27 protein-coding genes are annotated in these 24255 nt (G+C 61.8%); 11 read left to right on the top strand and 16 right to left on the bottom strand.

Annotated elements, in window-relative coordinates:
- Positions 1 to 286 precede the first annotated feature (286 nt).
- From RBA95_RS01230 to RBA95_RS01245, 4 genes are all read left to right on the top strand, one after another.
- Entirely contained in the window at positions 287 to 913 is a 627-nt protein-coding gene (locus RBA95_RS01230) for a hypothetical protein (RefSeq protein WP_306014963.1), read from the top strand.
- A gap of 33 nt (positions 914 to 946) precedes the next feature.
- Positions 947 to 1756 carry an exodeoxyribonuclease III gene (gene xth / locus RBA95_RS01235; RefSeq protein WP_306014964.1) on the top strand — a complete coding sequence of 270 codons (810 nt, stop codon included), beginning with the start codon at positions 947 to 949 and terminating at the stop codon, positions 1754 to 1756.
- Between the two features lie 121 nt (positions 1757 to 1877).
- Positions 1878 to 3230: a globin-coupled sensor protein gene (locus RBA95_RS01240; RefSeq protein WP_306014965.1), complete on the top strand. Its 1353-nt coding sequence runs from the start codon at positions 1878 to 1880 to the stop codon at positions 3228 to 3230.
- A gap of 9 nt (positions 3231 to 3239) precedes the next feature.
- Positions 3240 to 3689 (top strand): BLUF domain-containing protein, encoded by a 450-nt coding sequence (locus RBA95_RS01245; RefSeq protein WP_306014966.1) that lies wholly within the window; start codon positions 3240 to 3242, stop codon positions 3687 to 3689.
- On the opposite strand, the gene RBA95_RS01250 is transcribed toward RBA95_RS01245, so the two are convergent.
- Together RBA95_RS01250 and RBA95_RS01255 are read right to left on the bottom strand one after the other, a co-directional pair.
- Positions 3670 to 4284: a helix-turn-helix transcriptional regulator gene (locus tag RBA95_RS01250; RefSeq protein WP_306014967.1), complete on the bottom strand. Its 615-nt coding sequence runs from the start codon at positions 4282 to 4284 to the stop codon at positions 3670 to 3672. The genes RBA95_RS01245 and RBA95_RS01250 overlap by 20 nt on opposite strands.
- 189 nt (positions 4285 to 4473) lie before the next feature.
- Positions 4474 to 5160, bottom strand: coding sequence for a response regulator transcription factor (locus RBA95_RS01255; RefSeq protein WP_306014968.1), 687 nt, complete (start codon positions 5158 to 5160; stop codon positions 4474 to 4476).
- Between the two features lie 325 nt (positions 5161 to 5485).
- On the opposite strand from RBA95_RS01255, the gene RBA95_RS01260 reads away from it, so the two are divergent.
- Positions 5486 to 5995 (top strand): L,D-transpeptidase, encoded by a 510-nt coding sequence (locus tag RBA95_RS01260; RefSeq protein WP_306014970.1) that lies wholly within the window; start codon positions 5486 to 5488, stop codon positions 5993 to 5995.
- Here the strand turns inward: RBA95_RS01260 and RBA95_RS01265 are convergent.
- Complete coding sequence (locus RBA95_RS01265; protein WP_306014971.1) at positions 5992 to 6687, bottom strand: YggS family pyridoxal phosphate-dependent enzyme; 696 nt, start codon at positions 6685 to 6687, stop codon at positions 5992 to 5994. The genes RBA95_RS01260 and RBA95_RS01265 overlap by 4 nt on opposite strands.
- Between RBA95_RS01265 and RBA95_RS01270 the strand changes: the two genes are divergently transcribed.
- Positions 6686 to 7297: a thiamine phosphate synthase gene (locus RBA95_RS01270; protein ID WP_306014972.1), complete on the top strand. Its 612-nt coding sequence runs from the start codon at positions 6686 to 6688 to the stop codon at positions 7295 to 7297. The two genes, RBA95_RS01265 and RBA95_RS01270, sit on opposite strands and share 2 nt — an antisense overlap.
- A gap of 4 nt (positions 7298 to 7301) precedes the next feature.
- On the opposite strand, the gene RBA95_RS01275 is transcribed toward RBA95_RS01270, so the two are convergent.
- Together RBA95_RS01275 and RBA95_RS01280 are read right to left on the bottom strand one after the other, a co-directional pair.
- The gene (locus tag RBA95_RS01275) at positions 7302 to 7865 is read right to left on the bottom strand and encodes an NtrZ family periplasmic regulatory protein (protein ID WP_306014973.1); all 564 of its coding nucleotides are present in this window, start codon (positions 7863 to 7865) and stop codon (positions 7302 to 7304) included.
- A 98-nt stretch (positions 7866 to 7963) separates the two neighbouring features.
- Positions 7964 to 9094 (bottom strand): porin, encoded by a 1131-nt coding sequence (locus tag RBA95_RS01280; protein ID WP_306014974.1) that lies wholly within the window; start codon positions 9092 to 9094, stop codon positions 7964 to 7966.
- Between the two features lie 302 nt (positions 9095 to 9396).
- Here RBA95_RS01280 and RBA95_RS01285 point away from each other — a divergent pair, with 302 nt between their 5' ends.
- The 3 genes from RBA95_RS01285 to holA are packed head-to-tail and all read left to right on the top strand — an operon-like array spanning position 9397 to position 11435.
- Positions 9397 to 9879, top strand: coding sequence for a DUF3576 domain-containing protein (locus tag RBA95_RS01285; RefSeq protein WP_306014975.1), 483 nt, complete (start codon positions 9397 to 9399; stop codon positions 9877 to 9879).
- A 9-nt stretch (positions 9880 to 9888) separates the two neighbouring features.
- Complete coding sequence (gene lptE / locus RBA95_RS01290) at positions 9889 to 10392, top strand: LPS assembly lipoprotein LptE (RefSeq protein ID WP_306014976.1); 504 nt, start codon at positions 9889 to 9891, stop codon at positions 10390 to 10392.
- Positions 10389 to 11435, top strand: coding sequence for a DNA polymerase III subunit delta (gene holA, locus RBA95_RS01295; RefSeq protein WP_306014978.1), 1047 nt, complete (start codon positions 10389 to 10391; stop codon positions 11433 to 11435). The genes lptE and holA overlap by 4 nt, the downstream gene beginning before the upstream one ends.
- A gap of 108 nt (positions 11436 to 11543) precedes the next feature.
- Here holA and RBA95_RS01300 read toward each other — a convergent pair whose 3' ends face one another.
- The 6 genes from RBA95_RS01300 to RBA95_RS01325 all read right to left on the bottom strand — a co-directional run bounded on the left by RBA95_RS01300 (position 11544) and on the right by RBA95_RS01325 (position 17535).
- On the bottom strand, positions 11544 to 12479 hold the full coding sequence (locus RBA95_RS01300) for a ParB/RepB/Spo0J family partition protein (RefSeq protein ID WP_306014979.1): 936 nt from the start codon (positions 12477 to 12479) through the stop codon (positions 11544 to 11546).
- Positions 12476 to 13294: a ParA family protein gene (locus RBA95_RS01305; protein ID WP_371933575.1), complete on the bottom strand. Its 819-nt coding sequence runs from the start codon at positions 13292 to 13294 to the stop codon at positions 12476 to 12478. Before RBA95_RS01305 ends, RBA95_RS01300 begins: the two co-directional genes overlap by 4 nt.
- Positions 13295 to 13304: 10 nt before the next feature.
- Positions 13305 to 13943: a 16S rRNA (guanine(527)-N(7))-methyltransferase RsmG gene (locus tag RBA95_RS01310; RefSeq protein WP_306014981.1), complete on the bottom strand. Its 639-nt coding sequence runs from the start codon at positions 13941 to 13943 to the stop codon at positions 13305 to 13307.
- Positions 13940 to 15832: a tRNA uridine-5-carboxymethylaminomethyl(34) synthesis enzyme MnmG gene (mnmG, locus tag RBA95_RS01315; protein WP_306014982.1), complete on the bottom strand. Its 1893-nt coding sequence runs from the start codon at positions 15830 to 15832 to the stop codon at positions 13940 to 13942. Before mnmG ends, RBA95_RS01310 begins: the two co-directional genes overlap by 4 nt.
- A gap of 110 nt (positions 15833 to 15942) precedes the next feature.
- Positions 15943 to 17274, bottom strand: coding sequence for a tRNA uridine-5-carboxymethylaminomethyl(34) synthesis GTPase MnmE (mnmE, locus tag RBA95_RS01320; RefSeq protein WP_306014983.1), 1332 nt, complete (start codon positions 17272 to 17274; stop codon positions 15943 to 15945).
- 9 nt (positions 17275 to 17283) lie between these two features.
- A complete protein-coding gene (locus RBA95_RS01325; RefSeq protein ID WP_306014984.1) occupies positions 17284 to 17535 on the bottom strand; it encodes a DUF6489 family protein in 252 nt (83 codons plus the stop codon).
- A 112-nt stretch (positions 17536 to 17647) separates the two neighbouring features.
- On the opposite strand from RBA95_RS01325, the gene RBA95_RS01330 reads away from it, so the two are divergent.
- Both RBA95_RS01330 and RBA95_RS01335 read left to right on the top strand, forming a co-directional pair.
- Positions 17648 to 18328: a dienelactone hydrolase family protein gene (locus RBA95_RS01330; RefSeq protein ID WP_306014985.1), complete on the top strand. Its 681-nt coding sequence runs from the start codon at positions 17648 to 17650 to the stop codon at positions 18326 to 18328.
- A 10-nt stretch (positions 18329 to 18338) separates the two neighbouring features.
- Positions 18339 to 19289 (top strand): glycerophosphodiester phosphodiesterase family protein, encoded by a 951-nt coding sequence (locus RBA95_RS01335; protein WP_306014986.1) that lies wholly within the window; start codon positions 18339 to 18341, stop codon positions 19287 to 19289.
- Positions 19290 to 19346: 57 nt separating this feature from the next.
- On the opposite strand, the gene RBA95_RS01340 is transcribed toward RBA95_RS01335, so the two are convergent.
- The 5 genes from RBA95_RS01340 to hemE form a co-directional block, all read right to left on the bottom strand.
- Positions 19347 to 19988 (bottom strand): glutathione S-transferase family protein, encoded by a 642-nt coding sequence (locus tag RBA95_RS01340; RefSeq protein WP_306014987.1) that lies wholly within the window; start codon positions 19986 to 19988, stop codon positions 19347 to 19349.
- A gap of 124 nt (positions 19989 to 20112) precedes the next feature.
- Entirely contained in the window at positions 20113 to 21369 is a 1257-nt protein-coding gene (gene rho, locus RBA95_RS01345) for a transcription termination factor Rho (RefSeq protein WP_306015372.1), read from the bottom strand.
- A 295-nt stretch (positions 21370 to 21664) separates the two neighbouring features.
- Positions 21665 to 22120 carry a protoporphyrinogen oxidase HemJ gene (gene hemJ, locus RBA95_RS01350; RefSeq protein WP_306014988.1) on the bottom strand — a complete coding sequence of 152 codons (456 nt, stop codon included), beginning with the start codon at positions 22118 to 22120 and terminating at the stop codon, positions 21665 to 21667.
- On the bottom strand, positions 22117 to 23175 hold the full coding sequence (hemH, locus tag RBA95_RS01355; protein WP_306014989.1) for a ferrochelatase: 1059 nt from the start codon (positions 23173 to 23175) through the stop codon (positions 22117 to 22119). The genes hemJ and hemH overlap by 4 nt, the downstream gene beginning before the upstream one ends.
- A gap of 38 nt (positions 23176 to 23213) precedes the next feature.
- A complete protein-coding gene (hemE, locus tag RBA95_RS01360) occupies positions 23214 to 24251 on the bottom strand; it encodes a uroporphyrinogen decarboxylase (RefSeq protein ID WP_306014990.1) in 1038 nt (345 codons plus the stop codon).
- Between the last annotated feature and the right edge of the window lie 4 nt (positions 24252 to 24255).

The raw sequence follows: 24255 nt of genomic DNA on the forward strand, positions 1-24255 counted from the left end.
GTGATGCATAATTATCACGCGCAAGGTCTTTCAACTTTTTAATTCGCTTTTCTTGGATTTTGTGGCATTCTTACACCTGCAGCTGAGGGCTGCTCCTGAAAGCGCGCCGTCCCCCCGACGCTTCAGGATGTCATGGCGTTCCCCCCAGCGTCATGACGGCGCTCCGTCCCTGATGAGCGCGAGGCAAAACGCCCGGCGGCTTCACCCCAGGCCGCCGGGCGTTCTTTATCCCGCAGAGCTACACCCATCCCTGTTGCTCGGGCACAAGCCGGGTTACACAGGGCGCATGACCGACTTTGATCCCTCCCCCTCTGACGCCAGCGGCGCCGAAGATGAGATCGCGCGCCTGCTGGAAGAAATCCCCTTGCTCTACAAGGCGCGCGCCTTTGCCGAATCCGTAGGCGATCCGGCTTTCTTCTCACGCCTGGGCGAGCCGCTGGACAGTCGGGAAATCGCGCTGGCCCGCGCCTATCTCGATGGTCTGGGCATGCCCGAGGCGGAGCCGGCGGAAATGGGCGATTGGACCGACGCCGTCGCCGCCGCCGAAACCCTAGACCGTGATCCCTGGGCCTGGGAGGCCGAGGAGATGCAGCGCGCCGCGCTGGTCGAACGTGCGCTTGAGCGTCTGGACGAGCAGGCCCTGCAAGCCGCTCTGACGCTGGTCGCCTCCAAGATCGGGGAGCTCGCCAAACAGGCCGCCGAAGCCAGCGCCTCTGTTGACGACATGTTCGACGAAGCCGTCATCAATGCCGCGGCCGGCGGTCTGGTCCAGGCGGCCCATGGCGCCGTGCTGGTGCTTTTGGCCGAAGCGGAAGACGATGAACCGCCCCACCCCTTCCTGGCGCGGTGGCGGCTTTATGTGCGCGGCCGCTGGCCCGTCGGCGTCGCCGGCGCCACTTACAATATTCTCTGATCTGACCGACCCGGCTTTCTTTCAGGATTTCCCATGACCCCGTTCACGCTCGCCACCTGGAACATCAACTCGGTCCGCTTGCGCGCGCCTCATGTGGCGAGCTTTGTGAAAGAAGCTCAGCCGGACGTCATCGCCCTGCAGGAAATCAAGTGCCTGCCCGACCAGTTCCCCCGCAAGGAATTTGAGGAAATGGGCTTCCCCCATCTTCATATCGTGGGTCAGAAAGGGCTTCACGGCGTCGCCATTGCGTCCCGCACGCCCATCGAGGCGCTTGATCAGGACAAGCTCTGCCCGCGGGGCGAAGCGCGCTTCCAGCGGGTCCGGGTCAACGGCGTGGAGCTTCAGAACTATTACATTCCTGCAGGCGGCGACGAACCCGATCCCGAAGTGAACCCCCGCTTCGCACACAAGCTTGAATTTCTCGAGCGCCTGAGAGGCTATGCAGCGGATCGCGCCAAGGAAGATGCGCCGATCGTGCTGGTCGGCGACTTCAACATCGCCCCGCGTGAACACGATGTCTGGTCACACAAGCAGCTTCTCAAGGTCGTCTCCCACACCCCGGTCGAAGTGGAGGCGCTGAACGCCTGGCTCGACGCAGGCGCCTATATCGATGTCGCGCGCGAACTGATTGATGAGCCGGAGAAGCTCTTCACCTGGTGGAGCTATCGTTCCAAGGACTGGCGCGCCTCCAATCGGGGCCGCCGGCTTGATCATATCTGGGTGAGCCCGGCCCTTAAGGACGCCGCCCTCAAGGATGGGCGCGACAGCTTCCGGATCTGGGATAACGCCCGGGACTGGGAGAAGCCGTCAGACCATGCGCCGGTCACGCTTCGACTGGGCTAATTGATTGTTATAATTTTATAAAAACGGCTCAATCGGTTATATCATATGTCTAATATGCATATGAATTACCGTTACGGAGGGCGTGAATCTCTCAACAGTCTGTAGCACTGGGGAGAGATATATGAACACGCAAGACCGAACTGATCGCCTGGATTTCCTGGGTTTCAATCCGGAGCTCCGCACGGCGCTCACTCAATGCAGCGCGGATATCGAGAAAGCACTGCCAGACGCGCTCGGCGCATTCTACGAAGTCGTCGGATCCAATCCGGCAACGCGCCGTTTCTTCGATGATGACGGGCACATGGCGTCAGCCCGGGAGCGGCAGCACGCACACTGGCTGTCCATTTTGTCCGGCCGGTATGACGGCGACTATTTCGCAAGCGTCCGCAAGATCGGACTCGCGCACAGCCGTCTCGGGCTTGAGCCCCGCTATTACATTGGCGGTTACGCCCATCTGGCCTCCGCCCTGATCCGAACCCTGGCCTGCCCGAACGATCGATGGGCCAGGTTCGGCGGTCGCGATAGCGCCATGCAGGCGCGCAAGCTCGATGCGCTGGTCAAGGCGATCTTCCTCGACATGGAGCTCGCCGTTTCGCTGTACCTGGAGGAAACCCAGGCCAACGCTGCGCGTGACAGGGATCTGATCGCCAGCGAGTTCGAGACCCATGTCGGTGATGTGGTTCAATCCCTGCAGACGGTATCGGACACCATCGGAACGGCGTCCCACACCGTTTCAGACACCGTGGAGGCGACGCTGGAACGCGCCGTGAAGGCGGCGTCGGGCGCAGAAGCCTCCGCTGAGAGTGTCCGTTCGGTCGCCGCCGCGTCCGAGCAAATGCAAGCCGCGACCGGAGAGATCGCCCAGCGCGCCCACGCGCAGACCGATATTGCGCGCGATGCTGAAACCCTCGCTTCGGCCGCCGCAGAGGACATTGAACGATTAAGCCAGGCAGCCACGCAGATTGGCGGCGTGGTTACGCTGATCCAGCAAATCGCCGAGCAGACCAATCTGCTGGCGCTCAATGCGACAATCGAAAGCGCACGCGCCGGGGAAGCCGGCAAGGGCTTTGCCGTTGTCGCGCAGGAAGTCAAAACCCTCGCCAACCAGACCGCCAAGGCGACCGATGAGATCGGCGGCGAGATCACCGCCATACAATCGGCCACCGAGGCCGTGGTTCAGGCGATGGGTCAGATCAAGGAGACGATCTCCAAAATCGCTGAGACTTCGATCGGGATCAGCGCCGCGGTTGAAGAACAAGCCAGCGCCACCGCTGAAATCACCCGTAGCTCCACCAGCGCCGCACAGGGCAATGAGGCCGTGGCGGTCGCCGCAACCGAGATGGAGCAGTCGACCCGCAACGCCTCCACTTCGGTCGAGGCCATGGCGGCTGCGTCATCAGAGGTTCAGACCTGTTCCGCCGCGCTGTCGTCGGCCGTCGAGCAGTTTCTCAACTCCATTCGGACCGCCAGCTAGGAGGCCGCGATGACGCTGACACAGATCATCTACACCTCATTTCCAACCTTCCCCGTCCGGGCCGGGTGGCTGACCGGGCCCTTGGGAGAGATCGTCAGAGCGGGCCGTGACCATAACGCCCGGAACCAGATCAGCGGGATTCTGGGCGTGGAGGTGAACCGCTTCTTTCAGATTATTGAAGGCCCGGCCTCCAGGGTGGAAGAGACCTTCGAACGCATCCGCTATGACACACGGCATTTCGATGTCCGGCTGCGCAGTTCGCGGGACATCGCCGTCCGCACCTTTCAGGACTGGTCGGTGGGGTTCGCCGCCCGCGCCTTCCTGCCCGCCTCTGAACCAACCCAGATCGATTTTGACGCCGCCTCGCCAGACGTCATCATCAAGAGAGGCCAGATCCTGCGTCGCTATGGCGTCATCGCCGAAGCGGGGCTGGATCGGTCTAGCGCTTCAGGATCTTGAACATGCGGTTGTCTCTCGCCGCCGCGTCATACTCTTCTTTCTTGATCGCGAGATGATGACTGTGCAGCGCCGTACCGCCGAGATCATCCGGGATGACGGTGGACATGGCCTGATAATAGCGCAGACCTGACGGCATCTTTGTGCTCCAGATCGTTTCGATCAGCCTGACACGCCCCTCGAACGCGCCGATCTCCCGGAAACGCTGCATATGAGCATCGGCATCCTGGCCCAGCCGACCGTCCAGCCGGTCCCCGCTTTCTAGCATGGCATAGATGCCGCCCTGCGCCCGAAAGCCCTGGGAGCATTCTACAAGCTCGATCGCATCACCCCGCGCGCGGATGAGGCTCACGCTTGTCGGCGCCGTGCGCACAGCCAGCCGCCATTGATCAAAACAGGACTGAAACCGGCTATCCTCCAACAGCTGCAGGATTTTACCGTGCAGCTGCAAGGATGGCAGCTTCGCGCCCGATTCAATCCGCGAATAATAAGCCTGGCTGATACCCAGACTGTCAGCGATCGCAGCTTGTTTCACGCCTGTTTGACGCCGGAACGCAATCAACAGCTGCGACAGCTGGGTGCCCTGACCCTGTAACACTCATCCCCCCATTTTTTCCTATGGGTGATGCATTCAATGACACTGCCACCTCAAGGCATTTTATATACACATAAATATTATGGGATTAAATGTATGCTTCAGCGTATGCATCTGAAATGCTTTTGCAAATTGTGGCCCATTTTAACCTAGAATTGTCGAGACAGGCCACTCTTTGCGCCCGAGAACGCGCTACATCTGCAGCCGATAACCGCCGCTTTCCGTAATCAGAAGCCGCGCATGCTGGGGATCGGATTCGATCTTCTGACGCAAACGATAGACATGGGTTTCCAGCGTGTGGGTATTGGCCTCGCGGTGATAGCCCCAGACCTGATCCAACAATTCCTCACGCGCGACCGGCTGTCCGCCTGCGCGATACAGATATTTGAGGATATTGGTTTCCTTCTCGGTCAGTCGGGTTTTGCGATCTTCTCCGTCGATCAGGATCTTCATGGACGGCTTGAAGCGGTAGGGCCCGACCTGAAGCACCGCATCTTCGCTCTGCTGATGGCGACGCAGCTGGGACTGCACCCGTTCGAGCAGAACCACGAAGCTGATCGGCTTGGCCAGAAAATCATCCGCGCCCGAGCGCAGGCCCAGAACGTGATCCGCATCACCGGACTGCGCCGTCAGCAGGATGATCGGCGTGTTCACGCCATCCTTGCGCAAATGCCGGCAGGCTTCCCGGCCATCCATGTCAGGCAGGCCCACATCAAAGATGATGATGTCCACCGGTTCGGATTTGGCGAGATCCATGCCCGGCTTGGCGGAGTCCGCGGTCAGGACCTTGAAATCGTCTTCGAAACCGAACTGCTCAGCCAGGGCTTCGCGCAGATCATCATCGTCATCAACCAGAAGGATTGTTTTCTTGTTCGTCATCGTCTTGTCTCCAGTCGGGCGGCCCGACAATCTGTGCCGACCGGTCGAAGTCTACCGGCAAGCCTTGCCTGTGCGCACCGGTTTGCGCAACGGCAAACACGCAATCTCTTTGCAAAACCGATGTACTTCAAACGGCGTGAAACTTGCCTGACGGCTTTGTGAGCCCCACGAATTTTTTCGTGAGGCCGCTCGCCGTGGTGGGGGAGGCGAACGGAGTGCGTCAACGCCTGGTCAAACAGGTGAATACGCCTCCGTCGCCGACCCCGCGCGGTTCCGGAAAAATGTTACATATAAGGGGTTTCCCCTAGACACGCCGGACGACTGAATGACGATTTACACCGCCAGCGCCAGCCGCAAGCAGTTTGAAGGTCCCGACTTCACCGCCCCGTGCGCGATCGGGCGGTCAGGCGTGATTCCTGCGGATGAGAAAACCGAAGGCGACGGCATGAGCCCGATCGGTCGCTGGGCTGTCAGGCGCGCCTACTGGCGTGCAGATCGGCTCGACAGGCCCGCGACACGCCTTGTCCTGGATCCTGTCAACGCCGATGACGGCTGGTGCGACGCCCCTGAAGACCCCGCCTATAACCTGCCTGTCAGACTGCCCTATCCGGCGTCTTGCGAAACCATGAGGCGCGAAGACGGATTATATGACCTTGTGGTCGTGCTGGGCCATAACGATGATCCGCCCCGGCCCGGCCTGGGTTCGGCGATCTTCCTGCACTGCGCCTCGCCCGAGTTCAAACCGACCGAAGGCTGCGTCGCGATTGCACGCGACCGCCTTGTCGACCTGGTCGGCCGACTCACACCTCAGGACTGGATCGAGATTACGCCCTAGCGCGGCGCGCGTTCGCCAAACAAGGCGGAACCCACCCGTACGGACGTGGCGCCCATGCGTACGCCCAGTTCGAAATCCGCACTCATGCCCATGGACAGTCTGGCGACATCCGCTCGCACCGCCAGCTTGGCCAGCAAGGCGAAATGGGGCGCCGCGGGCTCTTCCACCGGCGGTATGCACATCAGGCCTTCAATCGGCAAATCCAGGTCCCGGCGGCAATGGCGGACAAACTCCACGCACTCATTGACGGCCAGGCCGGCCTTTTGCGGTTCGTCCCCGGTATTGACCTGGACATAGAGGCTGGGCCGGCGGCCGGTCTTTTCCATGGACTTGACCAGCGCGCCCGCCAGTTTTTCCCGGTCCAGCGTCTCAATTACGTCAAACAGGGCGCAGGCATCATCCGCCTTGTTCGATTGCAACGGACCGATCAGGCGCAATTGGAGGTCAGGATAGGTGTCACGACGTTCAGACCAGCGTTTCTGGGCTTCCTGCACCCGGTTCTCGCCGAAAATGCGCTGGCCAGCGGCCAGCATGGCGTCGACGCGCGCGTCAGGCTGCACCTTGGAGACCGCCACAAGGTCAATATCATCGGCTGACCGTCCGGCCTGCTTGGCCGCTTTGGCGATCCGGGTCAGAATCTCGTCGCGAGCGGCTGCGACGCCGTCCGGGGAAGAAGGATAAAGGTCTGTCATGGGGATCAGGGGGTATGACGATACAGCCCGGCTGGCAAGTCTGGCCGCGCGGCTCGACGGCCCGCGCGGCTTGCTTCCGGCCCTGTTCTGCCTGACCGATCCGAAACGCACGCCGGATCTGATTGGACTGGCGCACGCCCTGCCGCCGGCGGCAGGCCTGATCATCCGCACATTCGGCCAGCCCGCGATTCAGGATCAAACCCCCGAACTGGTCGCTATACGCCAAGCCAAAGGCGGTCTGTGCCTGGTCTCGGCCGATCCCGAACTCGCGCACAGCAGCGGAGCAGATGGCGTGCACTGGCCCGAACGCTGGTTGACCCGGACTCATGTCAGGGCGTCTGACGGCCTGATCTCCACCAGCGCCCATTCACCCATGGCCCTGCGTCGGGCGCAGCGCCTTGCCGATGTCGTTCTGGTGTCTGCAGTCTTTCCATCCAACAGCGCCAGCGCCGGACGCCCGATGGGACCGTTCCGACTGGCCGCGCATGCCGGGCGCAGCCGAAAGCCTGTCTATGCCTTGGGCGGCATCAACACACGCACAATCAAACGTTTGAAAAATTTGGGAATATCAGGCGCAGGCGCGGTCGGCGCACTGACCGGAGAGCGGTAAAGGCCTAGAAACGGAAAGCGGATTCAAACCGGATTTCCGGCGCCTTGTCTTCACCGTCTTCACCGAAGACCCGCTCTTCGGGCGAAGTGAAGCGCACTTCACCGCCAAAGCGGAAATGTTCGGAGAACTCGTAGAACGCCCCAGCGCTGAAATCCTGCAGATCCACACCTTGGGCGCCGCGCGCCGGTGCGGCATAGCCCAGGGTCACGCCCCAGCGGTCGCCGGCTTGCAGCTGGAACTGATCTGAGGGTTGCGCCCAGACAGATCGGGATTCAGACGGCGCAAGGGTGAAGCGCTCATACCAAGGCAGCGCGGATGCCGAACCGCGATCTTCAAGGATCACGGCGCGCTCTGGCGCATTGACGGCGTTATCGGCCACACCCGGATTCGCATCCAGAGTTTCAAAATTGCGCAGGGACAGCGTGAACGGTTCAAGCACCGGCGCCAGGCTGGCGCCGCCGGTCAGCGCGAATGCATTGTCCTGGCCGGACTCCTGCGCAAACGCCGTACCCCCAACGCAGAGCGCGCCGGTGCACAGCAGTGTCGCAAGAAGCGTGTTGATACGCATTAGCCCATCCAGACAAGTTCACAATTAGATATAGCCCAGCCATGTGACGCATGTAAGGCGCCCAAACCCCTCAGCACGCAAAATCCGTAAGGTGCGTGTCAAAAACGCAACCCTGTCTCTACAAGGAGTTGGACGCTGTTCCGCTCCATTCCCGCAGTCTCTTCGCGCACTCCCATGACACCCGCCCCCAGAACGCCCCGGGCGCCCACCAGTCGGGACGCACCCAGCATGAGGCTGCGGCTTTCGGACTGCACCAGATCACTGCGGCCATACCCCAACTCCAGCCCGTAGGCCCAGTCGCCCTGCTCATAGGTCAAGTCGAAGCCCAGACTGTGATAATCGGCGTCCTGATAGCCGTCTGACCCGGTCAGACCCGACACGCTGACGGTCAGATCACCGGCCTGTCGGACCAGGTCCGCCCTGACGAGCCATGGATCATCAAACACAGCCGAGACAGGTCCCGAGGCCGATGCGGTCTCATAGCCCAGAGCTGCGCTCCAGCGGACGCCGGAGTTCGGGATGCGTCGATCGAAGCTGGCGGCGAGCGACCACACCGATTTCAGATCGGCCCGCAAGACCGCAGGACCGGCGGGATGGCAGTGCTGCGCGCACGGATCCGATTGCGGGGCATAAGATGCCGACACTCTGAATCCGATAATGCGCTGGCTTTGAACAGAAACACCCGTCGCACCGTCAGCCAGGCTCAACTGCGTGTCCGCCATATTCAGACCTGTCGGGTCTAGCGGTCCGCTATGCGCCCGGCTCAGACGGAATGCATGGAGCGGTTGGGAGGCTTCCTGCACGGCCGCAGTTTCGCCCGGTCCGGCCCGAAGTTTCACCCAGCGAGTTTGCAGGTAAACTTGGGCTTTTTCGAGCAGAATGCGTGAACTGGCTTCGTCCAGACCCGGATCTGACGAGTATCCGGTCAAAAGGCCCGCCAGGGGTCGGCCATTGGCTTGCGGCCCCGTCAGACCGGGTCGGGCCAATCCGCGCCGGCCATCCCCTGTCGTCAGACGCACACGGCCTTCAACCCCGTAGCGCCAGCCTTGCTCGGTAAGCGTTTCCGTGGCGCCCCGCAAAACAATGTCAGCATAAGGTCCATCGGCCGGTGCATGGGACTCGCCAATCCCGACGAGCAGATCTAGATCCGCTTCGAATTCGAGCTCAGTCTCATCAAGTAAACTGGAAATCTGGGGCGCGCTTTGGCCCCATGCTGTCGGCGCGGCCACGAGCCCGCCTGAGAAGACGCAAGAAATCAGCGTCTTACGGAAACAGGTCATAACTCGTGGCCTCGCCGAACGGCCCCGTCCCCCCGGACGTGCCCCTGTTTTCTCCGACTATCTCACCCGAACCGTCAAGCTGGCTGCACCGATCTGGCCGCAGAACTGGATATTTGTGACATGAAAACAACAGCTGTTCCTCTCAGAGCGCCAGCCTGAAGACTGGCGTCATCGCACCGGCATGGTATAGAGCAATAAGACAAAGACGCGTCGGAAACCGGCGCAGAACTGCTTGGCCGGGAGCCGCCTATATGTTGTTTCGCCGATTGATCACCCCGTTCGCCGTCGCTGCCTGCGTTTTGAGCCTGGCCGCTTGCGCCTCGCGCGGCGACGCCTCCCAGGATCGTGGCCTTCTGGGCGGCGTGTTTGGCGGTGGCGGCGGCCAGGTCAGCGACGCCCCCGAGGCGGGCATTGGCGTGAACAGCTTCCTGTGGCGTTCGTCACTCGAAGTGCTGTCCTTCATGCCGCTGTCCGAAGTGGACCCGTTTGGCGGCGTCATCATCACCGACTGGTACGCCAACCCGGAAATCCAGAACGAGCGCTTCAAGGCAACCATCTACATTCTCGACACCCGTCTGCGAGCGGACGCCCTGTCGGTCCAGCTGTTCAAGCAGGTCCGCTCTGAAAGCGGCGACTGGGTTGACGCCGAGGTTGATCCCGCCACCCGCATCCAGGTCGAGAACGCCATTCTCACCCGCGCTCGCCAGCTGCGCATCCAGACCATCCAGGACTAAGCGCCGGCGATGATGTCCCTGCGCTCCTCCCTGATTCGTGCAAGCGTTCTGGCGCTGGCGCTGGTCGGGCTGTCCGCCTGCGGCTTCCAGCCGCTTTATGGCGGCGCCGGCTTCAGCCAGCTGCCCGGCGTTGAAATCAGTCGGGGCCAGGAGCGCGTGGATTATCTGATCGCGGATTCCCTGCGCGATTTTCTTGGTGATGGGCGCAGTCCCTATCACCTGGCGTTGGTCAGTGAGACCGAACAGAATTCGCTCGGGCTCAGCGCAACCGGCATCGCCCGGCAATATGCCCTGGTCATCACGACGGACTATACCCTGACCAATGCCAGCGGAGCCGTGATCGCCGAGGGCCAGCTGCGCGAAGAATCCCTGTTTGACGCCGGCTCGGATCCGTACACGCTGGTCTCTGGCGCGTCCAACGCCGAGGAACAGGCGGCTGAAGCCATGGCGGAACGTCTGGTGCGGGAGATCGCCGTCGCGCTGCGCCAGCGCGAGGCGACCAGCAACCCGTGAAGCTGAAGACCCGGGACGCAGACCGCGCTCTGGCCCAGCCAGACGGCTCCTACACGGTATATCTGATCTATGGGCCAGACGGCGGCATGGTGCGCGAACGCGCTGATATGCTCAGCAAGGCCTTGGTCAAGGATCCCGATGACCCTTTTTGCGTCACACGGCTGACGGATGACGACATCAAGGCTGACCCGGCCGCCCTGGCCGATGCGCTCGCCGCCCTGTCGATGACCCGCGATCCACGACTGGTTCGCCTGCGCCTGTCAGGGGATTCCGCACCCGTTGCGAAGCTGATTACCGAAGTGGATGAAGGGGTGACGCCTTCAGAAGCCACTTTGGTCATTGAATCGGGCGATCTGAAGAAGACCTCGAAGCTGCGCAAGGCGGCCGAAGACGGCAAACGCACGCTCGCTGCCCCGTGCTATGCTGACAACGCCCGCGATCTCATCGGACTGGCCGAAGACATGTTTCGCGCCGAGAATCTGTCTCTGGATTCTGAGGCCCGCGCCATGCTGGCGCCTTTCCTGGAGGGCGATCGCGCCCTGGCGCGCAGCGAGATCGAGAAGCTGATCCTCTATAAGGGTCTCGCCAGCCAGCGCGAGGGGGATTCTGACGTCATCACGCGCCAGGACATCGCCGATATCTCCGCTGTGGGCTCGGAAGCGGCCATGGACCAGATCCTGGACCCAGCCCTGGGCGGGGATGTGAGGGCGGCTGATGCAGCCTATGCACGTGGCCTGTCCGCCGGGCTCAACCCGGTGGGTATCCTTCGCGGGCTCCAGAGACGCATTGACCAGTTTGACACCTTCCATTCCGGAGGTGGCGATGCCGGCGCCCTGGCGCGAGCAGGCGCGCCGCGCTTTGGCCCCCCTGCCGACCAGTTCAAGCGTTCAGCCAAACTCTGGACCGGCCGTCGATTGGATCAGGCTCGTAAATACGCCTTCGACGCCGAGCGCGCCGTGAAGCGCTCCGGCGCCCCGGCTGAAGCCATTGTCGGCGACCTGATCTTGCGCCTGGCGCGGGCGGCCGCGCAGGCGCGTCGATAAAGCGTTATAGATCAGCTGTTTATATGAAAACGGCCCTGAGAGCGCCTGAAATCTCCAGCAGCGTATCCGCCTAGGCTTCAGGCGCTCTGAGACGCGGTGGTTCTGCGCTTAAAACGCGCCGGATCCGCTCTGGCTCAGCCGCCGACACACATCATCGAGCTGCTCCAGGCTCCCGAACTTCACACGCAGCTCGCCTTGTTCGCCCTTCGCCTTGATCTCGACAGCCAGCCCCAGGCGCGAAGACAAGTCCGCTTCCAGAGCCCGTGTATCAGCATCCTTGGTCTGGGACGCGCCAGAAGACGCCTTGCGTTCAGGCGCACCGCCACCTGATGCATGACGCGCCAAGGCCTCGGCCGCGCGGACGGACAAGCCGTCACGAACAATCTGCTCTGCCAGTGCTTCGGGATTGGGCGCCGTGGCGATGGCCCGGGCATGGCCGGCGCTGATCGCGCCCTGCTCGAGATAGGCCAGAACCGCTTTCGGCATCGCCAGAAGACGCAGCGTGTTCGCCACATGGGCGCGTGACTTGCCCACGGCCTTCGCCACCTCTTCCTGGGTATGACCGAAGGTTTCCACCAGCTGACGGAAGGCGCGCGCTTCTTCAACCGGGTTGAGATCGGCGCGCTGGACGTTCTCGACGATCGCGATTTCCAAGGTCTCGCGATCGGTTAGCTCACGAACCAGACACGGCGCTTCATGCAGCTGGGCCCGCTGGGCCGCGCGCCAGCGCCGCTCGCCGGCGACAATCTGGTAGCGCTCGGTCTGACCGGGCATGGGCCGCACCAGGATCGGCTGTAGCAGACCCTTGGTGGCGATGGACTCCGCCAGCTCCGCCAGATCGCTCTCGGTGAACACCTTGCGCGGCTGATCCGGATTGGGCTCGATCAGTTCGATCGGCAGGGTCTGAACCCCGTTGCGATTGGCGCTTGAACGCTGGGCGTTGCTGGTGTCCGCGCGAATGGCTTCGGCTTCTTCCCCCTCGCCCAGCAAGGCGGATAGGCCACGACCCAGGCCGCGGCTGTGTTTGCGATCGTCTGCACTCATGCCGGGGTCAGCGCGTCAGCTGCGCGCCGCTCCTGTTTGACCACTTCGCTGGCGAGTTTGAGATACGCCTGCGCGCCGGCGCATTCGAGATCATACAGGAGAACCGGCTTGCCAAAGCTTGGCGCTTCGGAGACGCGCACATTGCGCGGTATGACCGTGTCATACACCTTGTCGCCAAAATGGTCGCGAACATCGGCCGCCACCTGGGATGACAGGTTATTGCGGCGGTCATACATTGTCAGAACAACCCCTTGAATTTCCAAGGATTTGTTGAGGTTGCCGCGCACAAGATCAATGGTGCGCATGAGCTGGGTCAGACCTTCCAGCGCAAAGAACTCCGTCTGCAGCGGCACCAGCACGGAATCCGCCGCCGTCATGGCGTTCACCGTCAGAAGGTTCAGCGACGGCGGGCAATCAATCAGGATGTAATCGCAATGCTCGCCCATGCCCGCCAGCGTGCGCCGGAAGCGATCAATCGCATGACGCAAGCGATAGGAGCGCCGCGGCGCGTCTGACAGCTCAAGCTCCGCACCCGACAGATCCACGTCGGACGGGATGATCGCAAGGCCCGGCACGTCCGTATCGATCAGGGCGTCCTGCAGCGGACGCTCGCCAACCAGAACATCGTAGGATGTCGCGCGACGGTCAGCGCGTACAACACCAAGCCCCGTGGAGGCATTGCCCTGGGGATCCAGATCCAGAACCACAACCCTTTGGCCAATCGCGGCCAAAGCCGTCGCCAGATTGATAGCGGTCGTGGTCTTGCCCACGCCCCCCTTCTGGTTCGCCACAGCAATGACCTTGGGCGGCGCGATGCGGGATTCTTCAGACACGGGCTAGCCCCCTGATTTCAAGAATAGCGGCCTCGGGCGATGTACGGCTCGGCAAGACCTCGACATCAAAGGTCCAGCTTTTCCGCGCCTCGGTCAATTCCTCTTTATAGCGTGCGCCCTTGGGAAGCAGGGCGACTGCCCCCTTATCCACAAAAGGATGAACGTAACCGAGCAATTTACCAAGTGGCGCCATGGCGCGCGCGGTGACCACATCGACCTCGGGGACAGGATGGATCGATTCCACCCGCTCCGCACGTGCAATCGCCGGAGCCTTGGTTTCCTGTATGACCTGGTTCACGAAGGCCATTTTCTTGGCCACCGAGTCCACCATCAGGACATGACCCTCACCGTGATGGCGTTCCATGAGGGCAAACGCAATGGCCAGACCGGGAAAACCGGCCCCGGCCCCGAGATCCGCCCATCGGGCGGCGTCCGGTCGCCGCTCAAACACCTGCCAGCTATCGAGGGCATGGCGATGCCAGAAATCGGTGAGCGTGCCCCGCCCCACCAGATTGGTGTGGGCGCTTGTCTCTTCCAATAGACGACGCCAGGTCTCGAACCGCTCGAGTGTTTCACGTGAAACACCGGTTTCCGCCTGAAACTGCTCAGGCCTGTAAGTTGCCGCGCTCATGCCGATTGCGCTCCGGCCGTCCGACGCTTGAGATGCGCCAACAGAGCAGTGAGCGCGCCCGGCGTGACACCCTCAATTCGCGCGGCCTGGCCCAGCGTGTCCGGAGACGCCTTGATCAGCTTTTCGCGCACTTCATTGGACAGGCCGCCAACCTCCGCATAATCGAAGCCTTGTGGGATGCGCACCCCTTCATCACGGCGGAACGCCAGAATGTCCGATTGCTGGCGATCGAGATAACCGTGATACACGGCGTCAATCTCGATCTGCTCGGCGACGCGCGGCTTGATCGCGCCCAGTTCAGGCCAGACCCGAACCATGTCGCCCCAGGCAATATCGGGATAGCTGAGCAAATCCATGACCGAGCGACGCTTGCCATCCTCATTGACCTTGATGCCATGACGCTTGGCTTCTGCAGGCGTCAGGCTCAAGGACGTGGCCCGCTCACGCGCTTGGGCCAGATCGGTCTGACGCTGACGCCAGTATGTTTCACGTGAAACACTCGCTGCGCCCAGAGCGATCGCTTTGTCGGTCAATCGCTGGTCCGCATTGTCGGCCCGCAGGGTCAACCGGTACTCAGCCCGGGAGGTAAACATGCGATAGGGTTCGGTGACGCCACGGGTGATCAGGTCGTCGATCATCACCCCGATATAGGCTTCGGAGCGGTCCAGTATGAATGGATCAGAGCCCGAGGCCTTCAAGGCGGCATTAAAGCCCGCCATCAAACCCTGCGCCGCCGCTTCCTCATAACCGGTCGTGCCATTGATCTGGCCAGCCAGGAAGAGGCCCGCCATGGCTTTGACTTCCAGCGCCGCGCTCAGTTCGCGCGGATCGACGTAATCATATTCGATGGCGTAGCCATAGCGACGCACTTTTACATCCTCGAGCCCCGGAATGGTTTTCAGGAACGCGTCTTGAACCGCATCCGGCAGCGAGGTGGAGATTCCGTTCGGATAGACCGTGTCATCGTCCAGGCCCTCGGGCTCGAGGAAAACCTGGTGCTGATTGCGGTCGGCGAAGCGGACCACCTTGTCCTCGATGGACGGGCAATAGCGCGGGCCCCGCCCCGAGATTGCGCCGCCATACACCGCGGACTGATCAAGATTGTCGGCAATGATCTTGTGGGTCGCTTCGGTGGTGCGCGTGATCCCGCAAGCAATCTGTGGAACCGAGATCGCATCATTCAGAAAAGAGAACGGGACCGGGGTCTCGTCCGCCGCCTGCATTTCCAGCTGGTCCCAATGAATGGTCGAGCCATCAAGACGCGCTGGCGTGCCTGTCTTCAGACGACCCAGACGCAATCCCAAACCATAAAGGGTCTCGGACAGACCATTGGCCGGGGCTTCGCCATGTCGACCGGCCGGGATGCGCTCATGACCGCGATGGATCACGCCTTTCAGGAAAGTGCCCGTCGTCAGCACCACGGCGCCCGCGCGATAGGCCCGGCCCTCCCCGTCGATGACCCCGCAGCAGCGCCCATTCTCGACAATAAGATCCTCGGCCGCCGCTTCGACAATGCTCAGATCGGCTTGTTCAGCGAGCGCCCGTTGCATGGCTTCGCGATAGAGCTTGCGATCGGACTGGGTCCGAGGGCCGCGGACCGCCGGGCCCTTGGAACGATTGAGCAGACGGAACTGGATGCCTGAAGCATCCGCCACTCGGCCCATGACGCCATCGAGCGCATCCACTTCGCGCACAAGATGTCCCTTGCCCAGACCGCCAATGGCCGGGTTGCAGGACATTTCGCCAATCGTGGAGGCTTTGTGGGTCAGCAAAAGCGTGCGGGCGCCCAGCCGCGCAGATGCGCTGGCCGCTTCACAGCCCGCATGGCCGCCGCCGATAACAATCACGTCCCAGGGCTGCGCCTGGGCTTGGGTCTGATCAAGTCTCATGGGTCAACTCTCGGGCGCGGGTTCGCTGCGTCGCGCCGGGGCGGCTTACATAAGGCGCCCGTTATTCGGAGTCGAGGGATTAGCCCGATTTCAGGGCCTCAATATGGCGCCTATTTTCCGATGCAGAACTGGCTGAACACCCGGTCCAGCACGTCCTCCACATCAATGCGTCCTGTCAGGCTTTCAAGAGCACGGATCGCCAGATGCACATCGCTGGCCGCCAACTCCGGAGCCCGCGCCAATTGCGACCGGGCGGCCTGAAGATGCTCGAGCGCCCGCTCCACTGCCTGACGATGTCGGGCGCGAGACAGGGCCGGCGCCTCTCGACGGCTGAGCCGGTCGCGGACCACACCTTCGATCCAGCCTTCCAGGGCTGACAATCCGGACCCGGACTTCGCGCTCAACTCGAACCGGGTCATACCCAGCTCATCCGATACGTGAAGCTGAGCGCCCTGATCGACCTTGTTGAGAATGAGCGCATCCTCTGACGTCAGAGAGTCCAGCAGTTTGGAGGGGAGTGTTTCACGTGAAACATCGACGACCCCCAAACGCAGATCCGCATTCTGTGCCCGGTCGAGCGCGCGTCTCACCCCTTCCGCCTCCACCTGGTCGGCCGCATCGCGCAGTCCGGCCGTATCGGCCATGATCACCGGAAAGCCCGCAATCACCAGACGCACTTCCACCACGTCCCGCGTCGTGCCCGGAATATCGGTCACGATTGCTGCGTCGCGTCGCGCCAGAGCGTTCAACAGCGTGGACTTGCCCGCGTTCGGTTCGCCAATCAGCGCAATGGAGAAGCCATCGCGTACGCGTTCGCCCCGGCGCCCATCTTCCAGATGCGCCGTCAACGCTTCACTCAAGGCCAGAAGCGGCGGCCCGGCGGTTTCAGACAGAGTTTCAGGCACATCCTCCTCGTCCGGAAAATCCACCTCGCCTTCAATCGCGGCCAGCACCGAAATCAGTTGCTCGCGCCAGTCTTCATAAAGCGTGCGCAGCGAGCCGGTCATTTGCGACAGCGCTTGCTCGCGCTGACCTTCGGTTTCCGCATCAATCAGATCCGCCAGCCCTTCGGCTTCGGTCAGATCCATCTTGCCGTTCTGAAAGGCCCGCCGCGTGAACTCCCCCGCCTCAGCCGGTCGCGCACCGAGCTCGGCCAGTCGATCCGCCATGGCCTCGATGACGGCGGTTCCGCCATGCACGTGAAACTCGGCGCAATCCTCACCGGTGAAACTCGCCGGGCCTTCAAACCAGAGCGCCAGTCCCTGATCGATCACCCCGCCCTGAGCCGAGCGAAATTGACGCAAGGCAGCGCGTCTCGCTTGGGGTCGGGGCAGACCCGCAATCCCATCCAGGACCACACCGGTCCTGGGACCGCTGACCCGGATGACTGCAACACCGGACCGGCCCGGCGCGCTCGCCAGTGCAAAGATCGTCTCACTCATCGCTTTTGATCAGCTCTTGTCAGACTTCGCGGATCCGCCCGCAGCGGCTTGACCCATCAGACCCATGACGTGCTTTTGCCATTCGCCGCCCATGGTCATCCAAGAGCGCATGAGCGTCTCGGGCTCCATGGCGTCCATATTGTTGCTCATGCGCTTGCCCATCTCCTCGACAAGCTGAGCGTTCAACCCCGTCACATCCGGCAGACCCATGAAGGTCCGCGCCTCTTCGGGGGTGCATTCGATATTGATGTTGACCTTCATGGGGGCCTCGCCTCAGTCTCGCCACGCTGAAAGCGGAGCATTCGGGCATCAGTCTACGCCGCTCAGAAGCGCATGACAAAGCCGAGTGCTCAGACACGCAAGGAGACCTCTCATGGCAGGACAAGACATCATCATCCAGGGCCCGGACGGCGCGTTTTCCGCCTATCAGACCGGTGAAGGACCGGTGCTGGTCGTCTTGCAGGAAATCTTCGGCGTGAACCAGGTCATGCGCGATCTGTGCGACGAGTACGCCGCCCAGGGATACACGGCGATCTGTCCCGACCTGTTCTGGCGGATCGAGCCGGGTATTCAGATCACGGACAAGACCGAGGAAGAATGGCAAAAAGCCTTCGATCTCATGGGCCAGTTCGACGTGGACGCCGGCGTGCGCGACATTGCCGCCACGATCGCCCATGCGCGCGCCAATGGCGCGGACAAGGTGGGCGCGGTGGGCTACTGCCTGGGCGGTCAGCTGAGCTATCTCACCGCTTGCCGCACGGATGCGGACGCTTGTGTGGGATATTACGGGGTCAATATCCAGAACCTGCTCGATGAGGCGAAACTGATCTCCCACCCGCTCATGCTGCATATCGCCGGCAAGGACGAATTCGTGCCGCCCGAAGCGCAGGGCCAGATCATGGATACGCTGTCCAAGCATGGACTTGTCACGATCCATCATTATGCAGAACGCGATCACGCCTTCGCGCGTCCCGGTGGGGCTCACTACCATGCCGAGGATGCGGAACTGGCTAATGGCCGATCGCTTAACTTCTTGAATAAGAACCTTAAATAGGATCAATAGTATGCGTTTCCTTCTTGGCGTCAGCCTGTTCGCCCTTGCCGCCTGTTCCGCAGAGGCGCCCGCCCCCGAGCAAGCGATCGAAACGCCTGAAACCCAGGCACAGACCGCTGACGCCGCAGCGTCTGATCTCTGGCTCGCAGGCGTGGACCTGCCCGCCTATCTCGATTGCGCGCGCGAGCAGAGCGTGACCCTGCTGCAGGCGCATCGCACCGGCGACCGGGAAGGCGCAGCTGAGAATTCCATTGGCGCCATGCAGGCCTCGCTCGATGACGGCGCCCTGTTCATGGAAATGGATGTCGCCAAGACCGCTGACGGGGTTCTCGTGCTGATGCATGATGACACTGTGGACCGCACGACCAACGGCACGGGACGTGTGGACGAGATGACCTATGAGGAAATCGCCGCGCTGCGTCTTGTCGACCTGGACGGCAATACCCTGAATGAAGGCGTGCCGACCTTTTCAGACGCCCTCGCCTTTCTGGACGGACGCGGCTTCGCCCAAGTGGATCTGAAAGACACCACCTTTGACGAGATCGGAGCCGCTCTGGTGGCGGCCGATGCTGTCGATCGCTCGGTGGTGATCACCTATTCGATCGAAGACGCCATCACCCTCGCGAGCATTCTGCCTGACGTGGCCCTGTCTGCCGGCGCACGCAACGCGGAAGACCTGGAACGCCTCTCCCAGGGCGGTGTGGATCTGGAGCTGACAACGATCTGGCTGGGTGTCGGGACCGGCAATCCGGAATGGGATTCCGCCTTGGCCGATATGGGCATTGAGACGAGCTTTGGCGATTTCGGCGGCGAACGGAACGGCACAGTGGATTACCAGCTGCTCAGCGAAAACGGTGCAGAGGTCATTTCGGTGGACGATGTGCCGGCCGCCGCAACCGCTCTGGATGCGTATGACGCCTCCCGGACCCTCTTGGACAATTGCCCGGCGGCGCAGGGCTAAGCAGGCAGGCTCCTGACGAGAAAAAAGGCCGGCGGTCAATCCGTCGGCCTTTTCATGTCAGTCCGCGCTGGCGCGCTGCCAGGCAGGCCGTGCGCGCAACCGGTCGAAATAGACGCTGACCGCTTCGGGCGCGCCATCGAACTGTTTGACGATCTTCAGAAGATAAAACAGATAACCCAGCGCGATATCGGCCGCGGTGAACCGGTTCGCCGCCAGATACTCCCGTCCGTCTGCCAGGCCCCGCTCAGCAATCAGCTTGAATTGCTTGTCGAGTTCGGACCGCGCCCATTTGGCCAATCCGGGATTGCGCTGATCTTCGGGCAACAAGGCGGTATGGGCGAGGGTGAGATTGACCGCCATGGACATGGTGCCTTCGCTGAAATGCATCCATTCCAGATATCGATCATAATCGGGCTCGTCGGGGGTCACGGCGAGATCGGACGGGCCGTATTTGGTCACCAGATATTCCACCATGGCGACCGATTCCAGCATCACGCGATCGCCATCGGTCATCGCCGGAATCTTCTGCATGGGGTTGATGGCCTTGAACGCCTCTCCGCCCATATTGCCCCGCTGGCCCGCCGTGATCGGTCCCAGATTTTCGAGCGTGTGCGGCAGCCCCATTTCCTCAAGACACCACCGCACCCGGACCGAACGAGACATGGGCGCATGGTAAAGAGTGATATTGGGTTCAGACATGGGTTTCCTCCCCGATACTTTAGCTTTTAAGCATTCTCCCATATCTCACCGTCCTCACGCTAGTCCCAAACGCAAACGGCCGCCCATTCGGACGGCCGTTCGAACACGCTAAATGCCTGACAGATCAGGTATTCATGGAGTCGTAGAACTCGGCGTTGTTCTTGGTTTCCTTGAGCTTGGACAGCAGGAACTCGATGGCGTCCTGAGTCCCCATCGGATTGAGGATCCGGCGCAGCACATAGGTTTTCTGCAGATCCTGCTTGGGTACCAGAAGCTCTTCCTTCCGGGTGCCCGACTTGAGGATGTCGATGGCCGGGAAGACGCGCTTGTCGGCGACCTTGCGGTCCAGAATGATCTCGGAGTTACCGGTGCCCTTGAATTCTTCGAAGATCACCTCGTCCATGCGCGAACCGGTGTCGATCAGCGCGGTGGAGATGATGGTGAGGCTGCCGCCTTCCTCGATATTCCGCGCGGCGCCGAAGAAGCGCTTGGGACGCTGCAGGGCGTTGGCGTCCACACCCCCGGTCAGCACCTTGCCCGAGCTGGGCACCACGGTGTTGTAGGCCCGGCCCAGACGCGTGATGGAATCGAGCAGGATCACCACATCGCGTTTGTGTTCGACGAGGCGCTTGGCCTTCTCGATCACCATTTCCGCCACCTGGACGTGACGGGTCGCAGGCTCGTCAAAGGTGGAGGCCACGACCTCGCCTTTCACGGTGCGCTGCATGTCCGTCACTTCTTCAGGGCGCTCGTCGATGAGCAGCACCATCAGATAGCACTCGGGATGGTTGGTCTCGATGGCATGGGCGACGTTCTGCATCAGAACCGTCTTACCCGTACGCGGCGGCGCCACGATCAGGGCGCGCTGCCCCTTGCCCAGCGGCGACACGATGTCGATGACCCGGCCCGACCGATCTTTCTTGGTCGGGTCCTGGATTTCCATGTTGAACCGCTCATCAGGATAGAGCGGGGTCAGGTTGTCGAAGTGAACCTTGTGGCGGGACTTGTCGGGCTGCTCGAAATTGATCGAGGAGACCTTGAGAAGGGCGAAATAGCGCTCGTTTTCCCGCGGCGCCCGGATCTCGCCTTCCACCGTGTCGCCAGTGCGCAGGCCAAAGCGGCGGATCTGGCTGGGAGAGACATAGATGTCGTCAGGGCCCGGCAGATAGTTGGATTCCGGAGCGCGCAGGAAGCCAAAACCGTCCTGCAGCACTTCCAGCGTGCCGCCGCCGGAAATCTCGGCGCCTTCATCAGCCAGCGCCTTGAGGATCGCGAACATCATGCCCTGCTTGCGCAGGGATGAGGCGTTTTCGATATCAAGGCCTTCAGCCAGCTCCACCAGCTCGGCGGGCGACTTTTCCTTCAGTTCCTGAAGGGACATGCGGCGGGTCGATTTCGCCGCAGCTTCACCACCGTCCTGCGGTTCGGTTTCAGGGGTATCGGTCATGAGTTTCTCAGACAGCTCGGCTCACAAGACCCGATGAAATCCGGTCCTGGTGAACACCAGACGACGAACTGCGCCATACCGGGCGCGGATCGACTATGGGATTGGGTGTTAGCCCGGGCGCTGTCAGACGATGACGTCGGCGCGGCCCGCAGCTGGTTGGAAGGATCCTTATCAAGGAGTCCTTCAATCCCTGCCACGCGCCGCGCGAAAGGTCAATGATTTTTCAGTCTCAGAACGGCTTAACGACAGCCAGCAGGACGATGAAGATGACCAGGATGGCCGGGCCTTCATTCATGATTCGCCAGAACTTTTCAGTTCTCGGACGTTCGCCCTTCGCGAACTTCTTCGCGTTCGCGGCATAGAAGCCATGGATGCCGGACATCAGCAGAACCAGCAACAGCTTGAAATGGAACCAGCCCTGGCTGAACAGCGCCGGATTGGCGACCATCATCACGATCGCCAACAGCCAGACCGCTATCATGGCGGGATTGACGATGATCTTCAGAAGATTGCGCTCCTGAATGAGTAGCGCGCCTTCCAGCTCTCCGCCCGCCTCGGCCTGGTGGTGATACACGAACAGGCGCGGCAGGTAGAGCATGCCCGCCATCCAGAAGATCACCGCGATGATGTGCAGCGCCTTGATCACCAGATAGCCGATCGAGCCGGGCAGCAGAAAATCGATCATGCGGCATCCTCCTGTTTGAGACCGGCCTCGAGACAGGGGCAACGGCCGAACTTGCCCGGACAGATCGGCTGGCCTTGCGGCGGCTTGAGCCCGTTTCCACCCTCAAGCGCGTCTACCGTGACACGGGCGAGTGCTGCAATGAAATCAGGCTGATCGCCCAGGGCCGGAACCCGGTCATAGCCCTTGGCGCCATGCTCTTCGGCAAGCTCGGCATATTCCTCATCCAGCTCGACCAGGGTCTCGATATGCTCGGACACGAAGGCGATCGGCGTGAGAAGGATATGTTTGCCGTCCTGACAGGCGCGTTCAATCGCTTCCTCGGTGGACGGGCCGATCCATTTGAGCGGGCCCACGCGGGACTGAAAGCAGATCTCGTGGTTCTGCAGGTGTTCAGGCAGGCGCGCATTGACCTGGGCCACCGTCTGCTCGACCTGCCATTGATAGCTGTCGCCCTTCTTGATGATCGTTTCGGGCAGACCGTGCGCGGAATACAGGACGCGCGGATTGTCCGGCTTGCCGGCCTTCTCCCATTCCGCCTCGATCAGGCGCACATGGGCAGTAATGAAATCCGCTTCCTCGGGATAACAGCAAATGGCCCGCGCCTCAGGCCCGCCTGCATCACGCCACGCCTTGAAGGACGAGCCGGTCGTGGTCGTGGAGAACTGCGGGTAAAGCGGCAAAAGGACAATCTCATCAGGTGCATAGGCTTTCACAGCCTCCACCGCTTCATGCACGAAGGGGTGCCAGTAGCGCATGGCGAGGAAACACTGCACGTCGTCCTCTTCCCCGAGCCGATCCCGTAGCGCGGCGGTCAGCGCCTGCGCCTGCTTTTCGGTTTCAGGGACAATCGGCGAACCGCCGCCCATCTTGGCGTAGTTTTCAGTCGCTTCCTTGGTGCGCGTGGTCGAGATCAGCCAGGCCAGAAATTCCCGCACCAGACCGGGCGCGCCGATGATCGCCGGATCCCGGAACAGATTGCGCAGGAACGGGCGCACATTCTCGGGCCTGTCCGGGCCGCCCAGATTGAACAGCACCACTGCAATACGCCGCGCCATGCGCCTACTCCTGTCTGAAACCGATCACGCCTGACCTGTCAGCCCTTGAAGGCACGGACGCGTTCCACGAGGCGCGTCACATGCTCGGGCGGCGTGTCGAGATTAATGCCATGTCCGAGATTGAACACATAGGGCCGTCCCGCCCAGGCGGAAAGGAGGCGATCAATCTCTGAATCCAGCATGTCTCCACCTGCGCGCAGCACGGACGGATCCAGCTGACCCTGAAGCGGCAGATCCTTCGGAAACGCTTCACGCGCCCAGTTTGTGTCGAGGCCATGATCGAGCGCCAGACACTGGATGCCGGTCTCCCTGGCATAGCGCACGGCCTGGGGCCCCGCGCCGCGCGGAAAACCGATGACCGGCAGCGTGACGCCCATCTGGCGCAGGCGATCGATGATCAGCTTTGTGGGGCGAATGACCACGCGGTCAAACAGCGGATCGGGCAGCCCTTCCGCCCAGGAATCAAACAGCTTGAGCGCATTGGCGCCGGCATCGGCCTGGGCCTTGAGATAATGCGCGCTGGCTTCGGCCAGAAGATTGAGCAGAGCGTCAAACGCGTCCGGCTGGGTCCAGGCCAGGGTGCGGGCCTTGAACCGGTCCTTGGAGCCGCCGCCTTCGATCATGTAGGTCGCCACCGTCCAGGGCGAGCCTGCAAACCCGATCAGCGAACAGGTGTCCGGCAGGCCGGCGCGCACCTTGGCGATGGTGTCGCTGACCGGACGGAGAACCTCATTGGCCCGTTCGACAGACAGCGCCCCGAGATTTTCAAGCGCCAGCGGCTCAAGTTTGGGCCCCTCGCCTTTCTCAAACCAGACTTTCTGTCCAAGACCGTATGGGATCAGCAAGATGTCGGCGAAGACGATAGAGGCATCCAGATCATAGCGGCGAATGGGCTGGAGCGTGACTTCCGCAGCAGCGTCCGAATTCAAACAGAAATTGATGAAATCGGGCTGATTGGCGCGCACCTCCCGATATTCAGGCAGATAGCGACCGGCCTGGCGCATCAGCCAGATCGGCGGCGGAGAGACGGTCTCGCCAGCAAGGGCGCGCAGGAAAGGCTGGTTCTGATCAGTCATCGAT

It is taken from the genome of Oceanicaulis sp. MMSF_3324 (assembly GCF_030733545.1).
GTDB lineage: Bacteria > Pseudomonadota > Alphaproteobacteria > Caulobacterales > Maricaulaceae > Oceanicaulis.

Coding starts and splice junctions, on each gene's coding strand:
- RBA95_RS01230 (WP_306014963.1), top strand. CDS start 287: ATGACCGACTTTGATCCCTCCCCCTCTGACGCCAGCGGCGCCGAAGAT.
- xth (WP_306014964.1), top strand. CDS start 947: ATGACCCCGTTCACGCTCGCCACCTGGAACATCAACTCGGTCCGCTTG.
- RBA95_RS01240 (WP_306014965.1), top strand. CDS start 1,878: ATGAACACGCAAGACCGAACTGATCGCCTGGATTTCCTGGGTTTCAAT.
- RBA95_RS01245 (WP_306014966.1), top strand. CDS start 3,240: ATGACGCTGACACAGATCATCTACACCTCATTTCCAACCTTCCCCGTC.
- RBA95_RS01255 (WP_306014968.1), bottom strand. CDS start 5,160: ATGACGAACAAGAAAACAATCCTTCTGGTTGATGACGATGATGATCTG.
- RBA95_RS01260 (WP_306014970.1), top strand. CDS start 5,486: ATGACGATTTACACCGCCAGCGCCAGCCGCAAGCAGTTTGAAGGTCCC.
- RBA95_RS01270 (WP_306014972.1), top strand. CDS start 6,686: ATGGGGATCAGGGGGTATGACGATACAGCCCGGCTGGCAAGTCTGGCC.
- RBA95_RS01265 (WP_306014971.1), bottom strand. CDS start 6,687: ATGACAGACCTTTATCCTTCTTCCCCGGACGGCGTCGCAGCCGCTCGC.
- RBA95_RS01275 (WP_306014973.1), bottom strand. CDS start 7,865: ATGCGTATCAACACGCTTCTTGCGACACTGCTGTGCACCGGCGCGCTC.
- RBA95_RS01285 (WP_306014975.1), top strand. CDS start 9,397: ATGTTGTTTCGCCGATTGATCACCCCGTTCGCCGTCGCTGCCTGCGTT.
- lptE (WP_306014976.1), top strand. CDS start 9,889: ATGATGTCCCTGCGCTCCTCCCTGATTCGTGCAAGCGTTCTGGCGCTG.
- RBA95_RS01300 (WP_306014979.1), bottom strand. CDS start 12,479: ATGAGTGCAGACGATCGCAAACACAGCCGCGGCCTGGGTCGTGGCCTA.
- RBA95_RS01310 (WP_306014981.1), bottom strand. CDS start 13,943: ATGAGCGCGGCAACTTACAGGCCTGAGCAGTTTCAGGCGGAAACCGGT.
- mnmG (WP_306014982.1), bottom strand. CDS start 15,832: ATGAGACTTGATCAGACCCAAGCCCAGGCGCAGCCCTGGGACGTGATT.
- mnmE (WP_306014983.1), bottom strand. CDS start 17,274: ATGAGTGAGACGATCTTTGCACTGGCGAGCGCGCCGGGCCGGTCCGGT.
- RBA95_RS01325 (WP_306014984.1), bottom strand. CDS start 17,535: ATGAAGGTCAACATCAATATCGAATGCACCCCCGAAGAGGCGCGGACC.
- RBA95_RS01330 (WP_306014985.1), top strand. CDS start 17,648: ATGGCAGGACAAGACATCATCATCCAGGGCCCGGACGGCGCGTTTTCC.
- RBA95_RS01335 (WP_306014986.1), top strand. CDS start 18,339: ATGCGTTTCCTTCTTGGCGTCAGCCTGTTCGCCCTTGCCGCCTGTTCC.
- RBA95_RS01340 (WP_306014987.1), bottom strand. CDS start 19,988: ATGTCTGAACCCAATATCACTCTTTACCATGCGCCCATGTCTCGTTCG.
- rho (WP_306015372.1), bottom strand. CDS start 21,369: ATGTCCCTTCAGGAACTGAAGGAAAAGTCGCCCGCCGAGCTGGTGGAG.
- hemJ (WP_306014988.1), bottom strand. CDS start 22,120: ATGATCGATTTTCTGCTGCCCGGCTCGATCGGCTATCTGGTGATCAAG.
- hemH (WP_306014989.1), bottom strand. CDS start 23,175: ATGGCGCGGCGTATTGCAGTGGTGCTGTTCAATCTGGGCGGCCCGGAC.
- hemE (WP_306014990.1), bottom strand. CDS start 24,251: ATGACTGATCAGAACCAGCCTTTCCTGCGCGCCCTTGCTGGCGAGACC.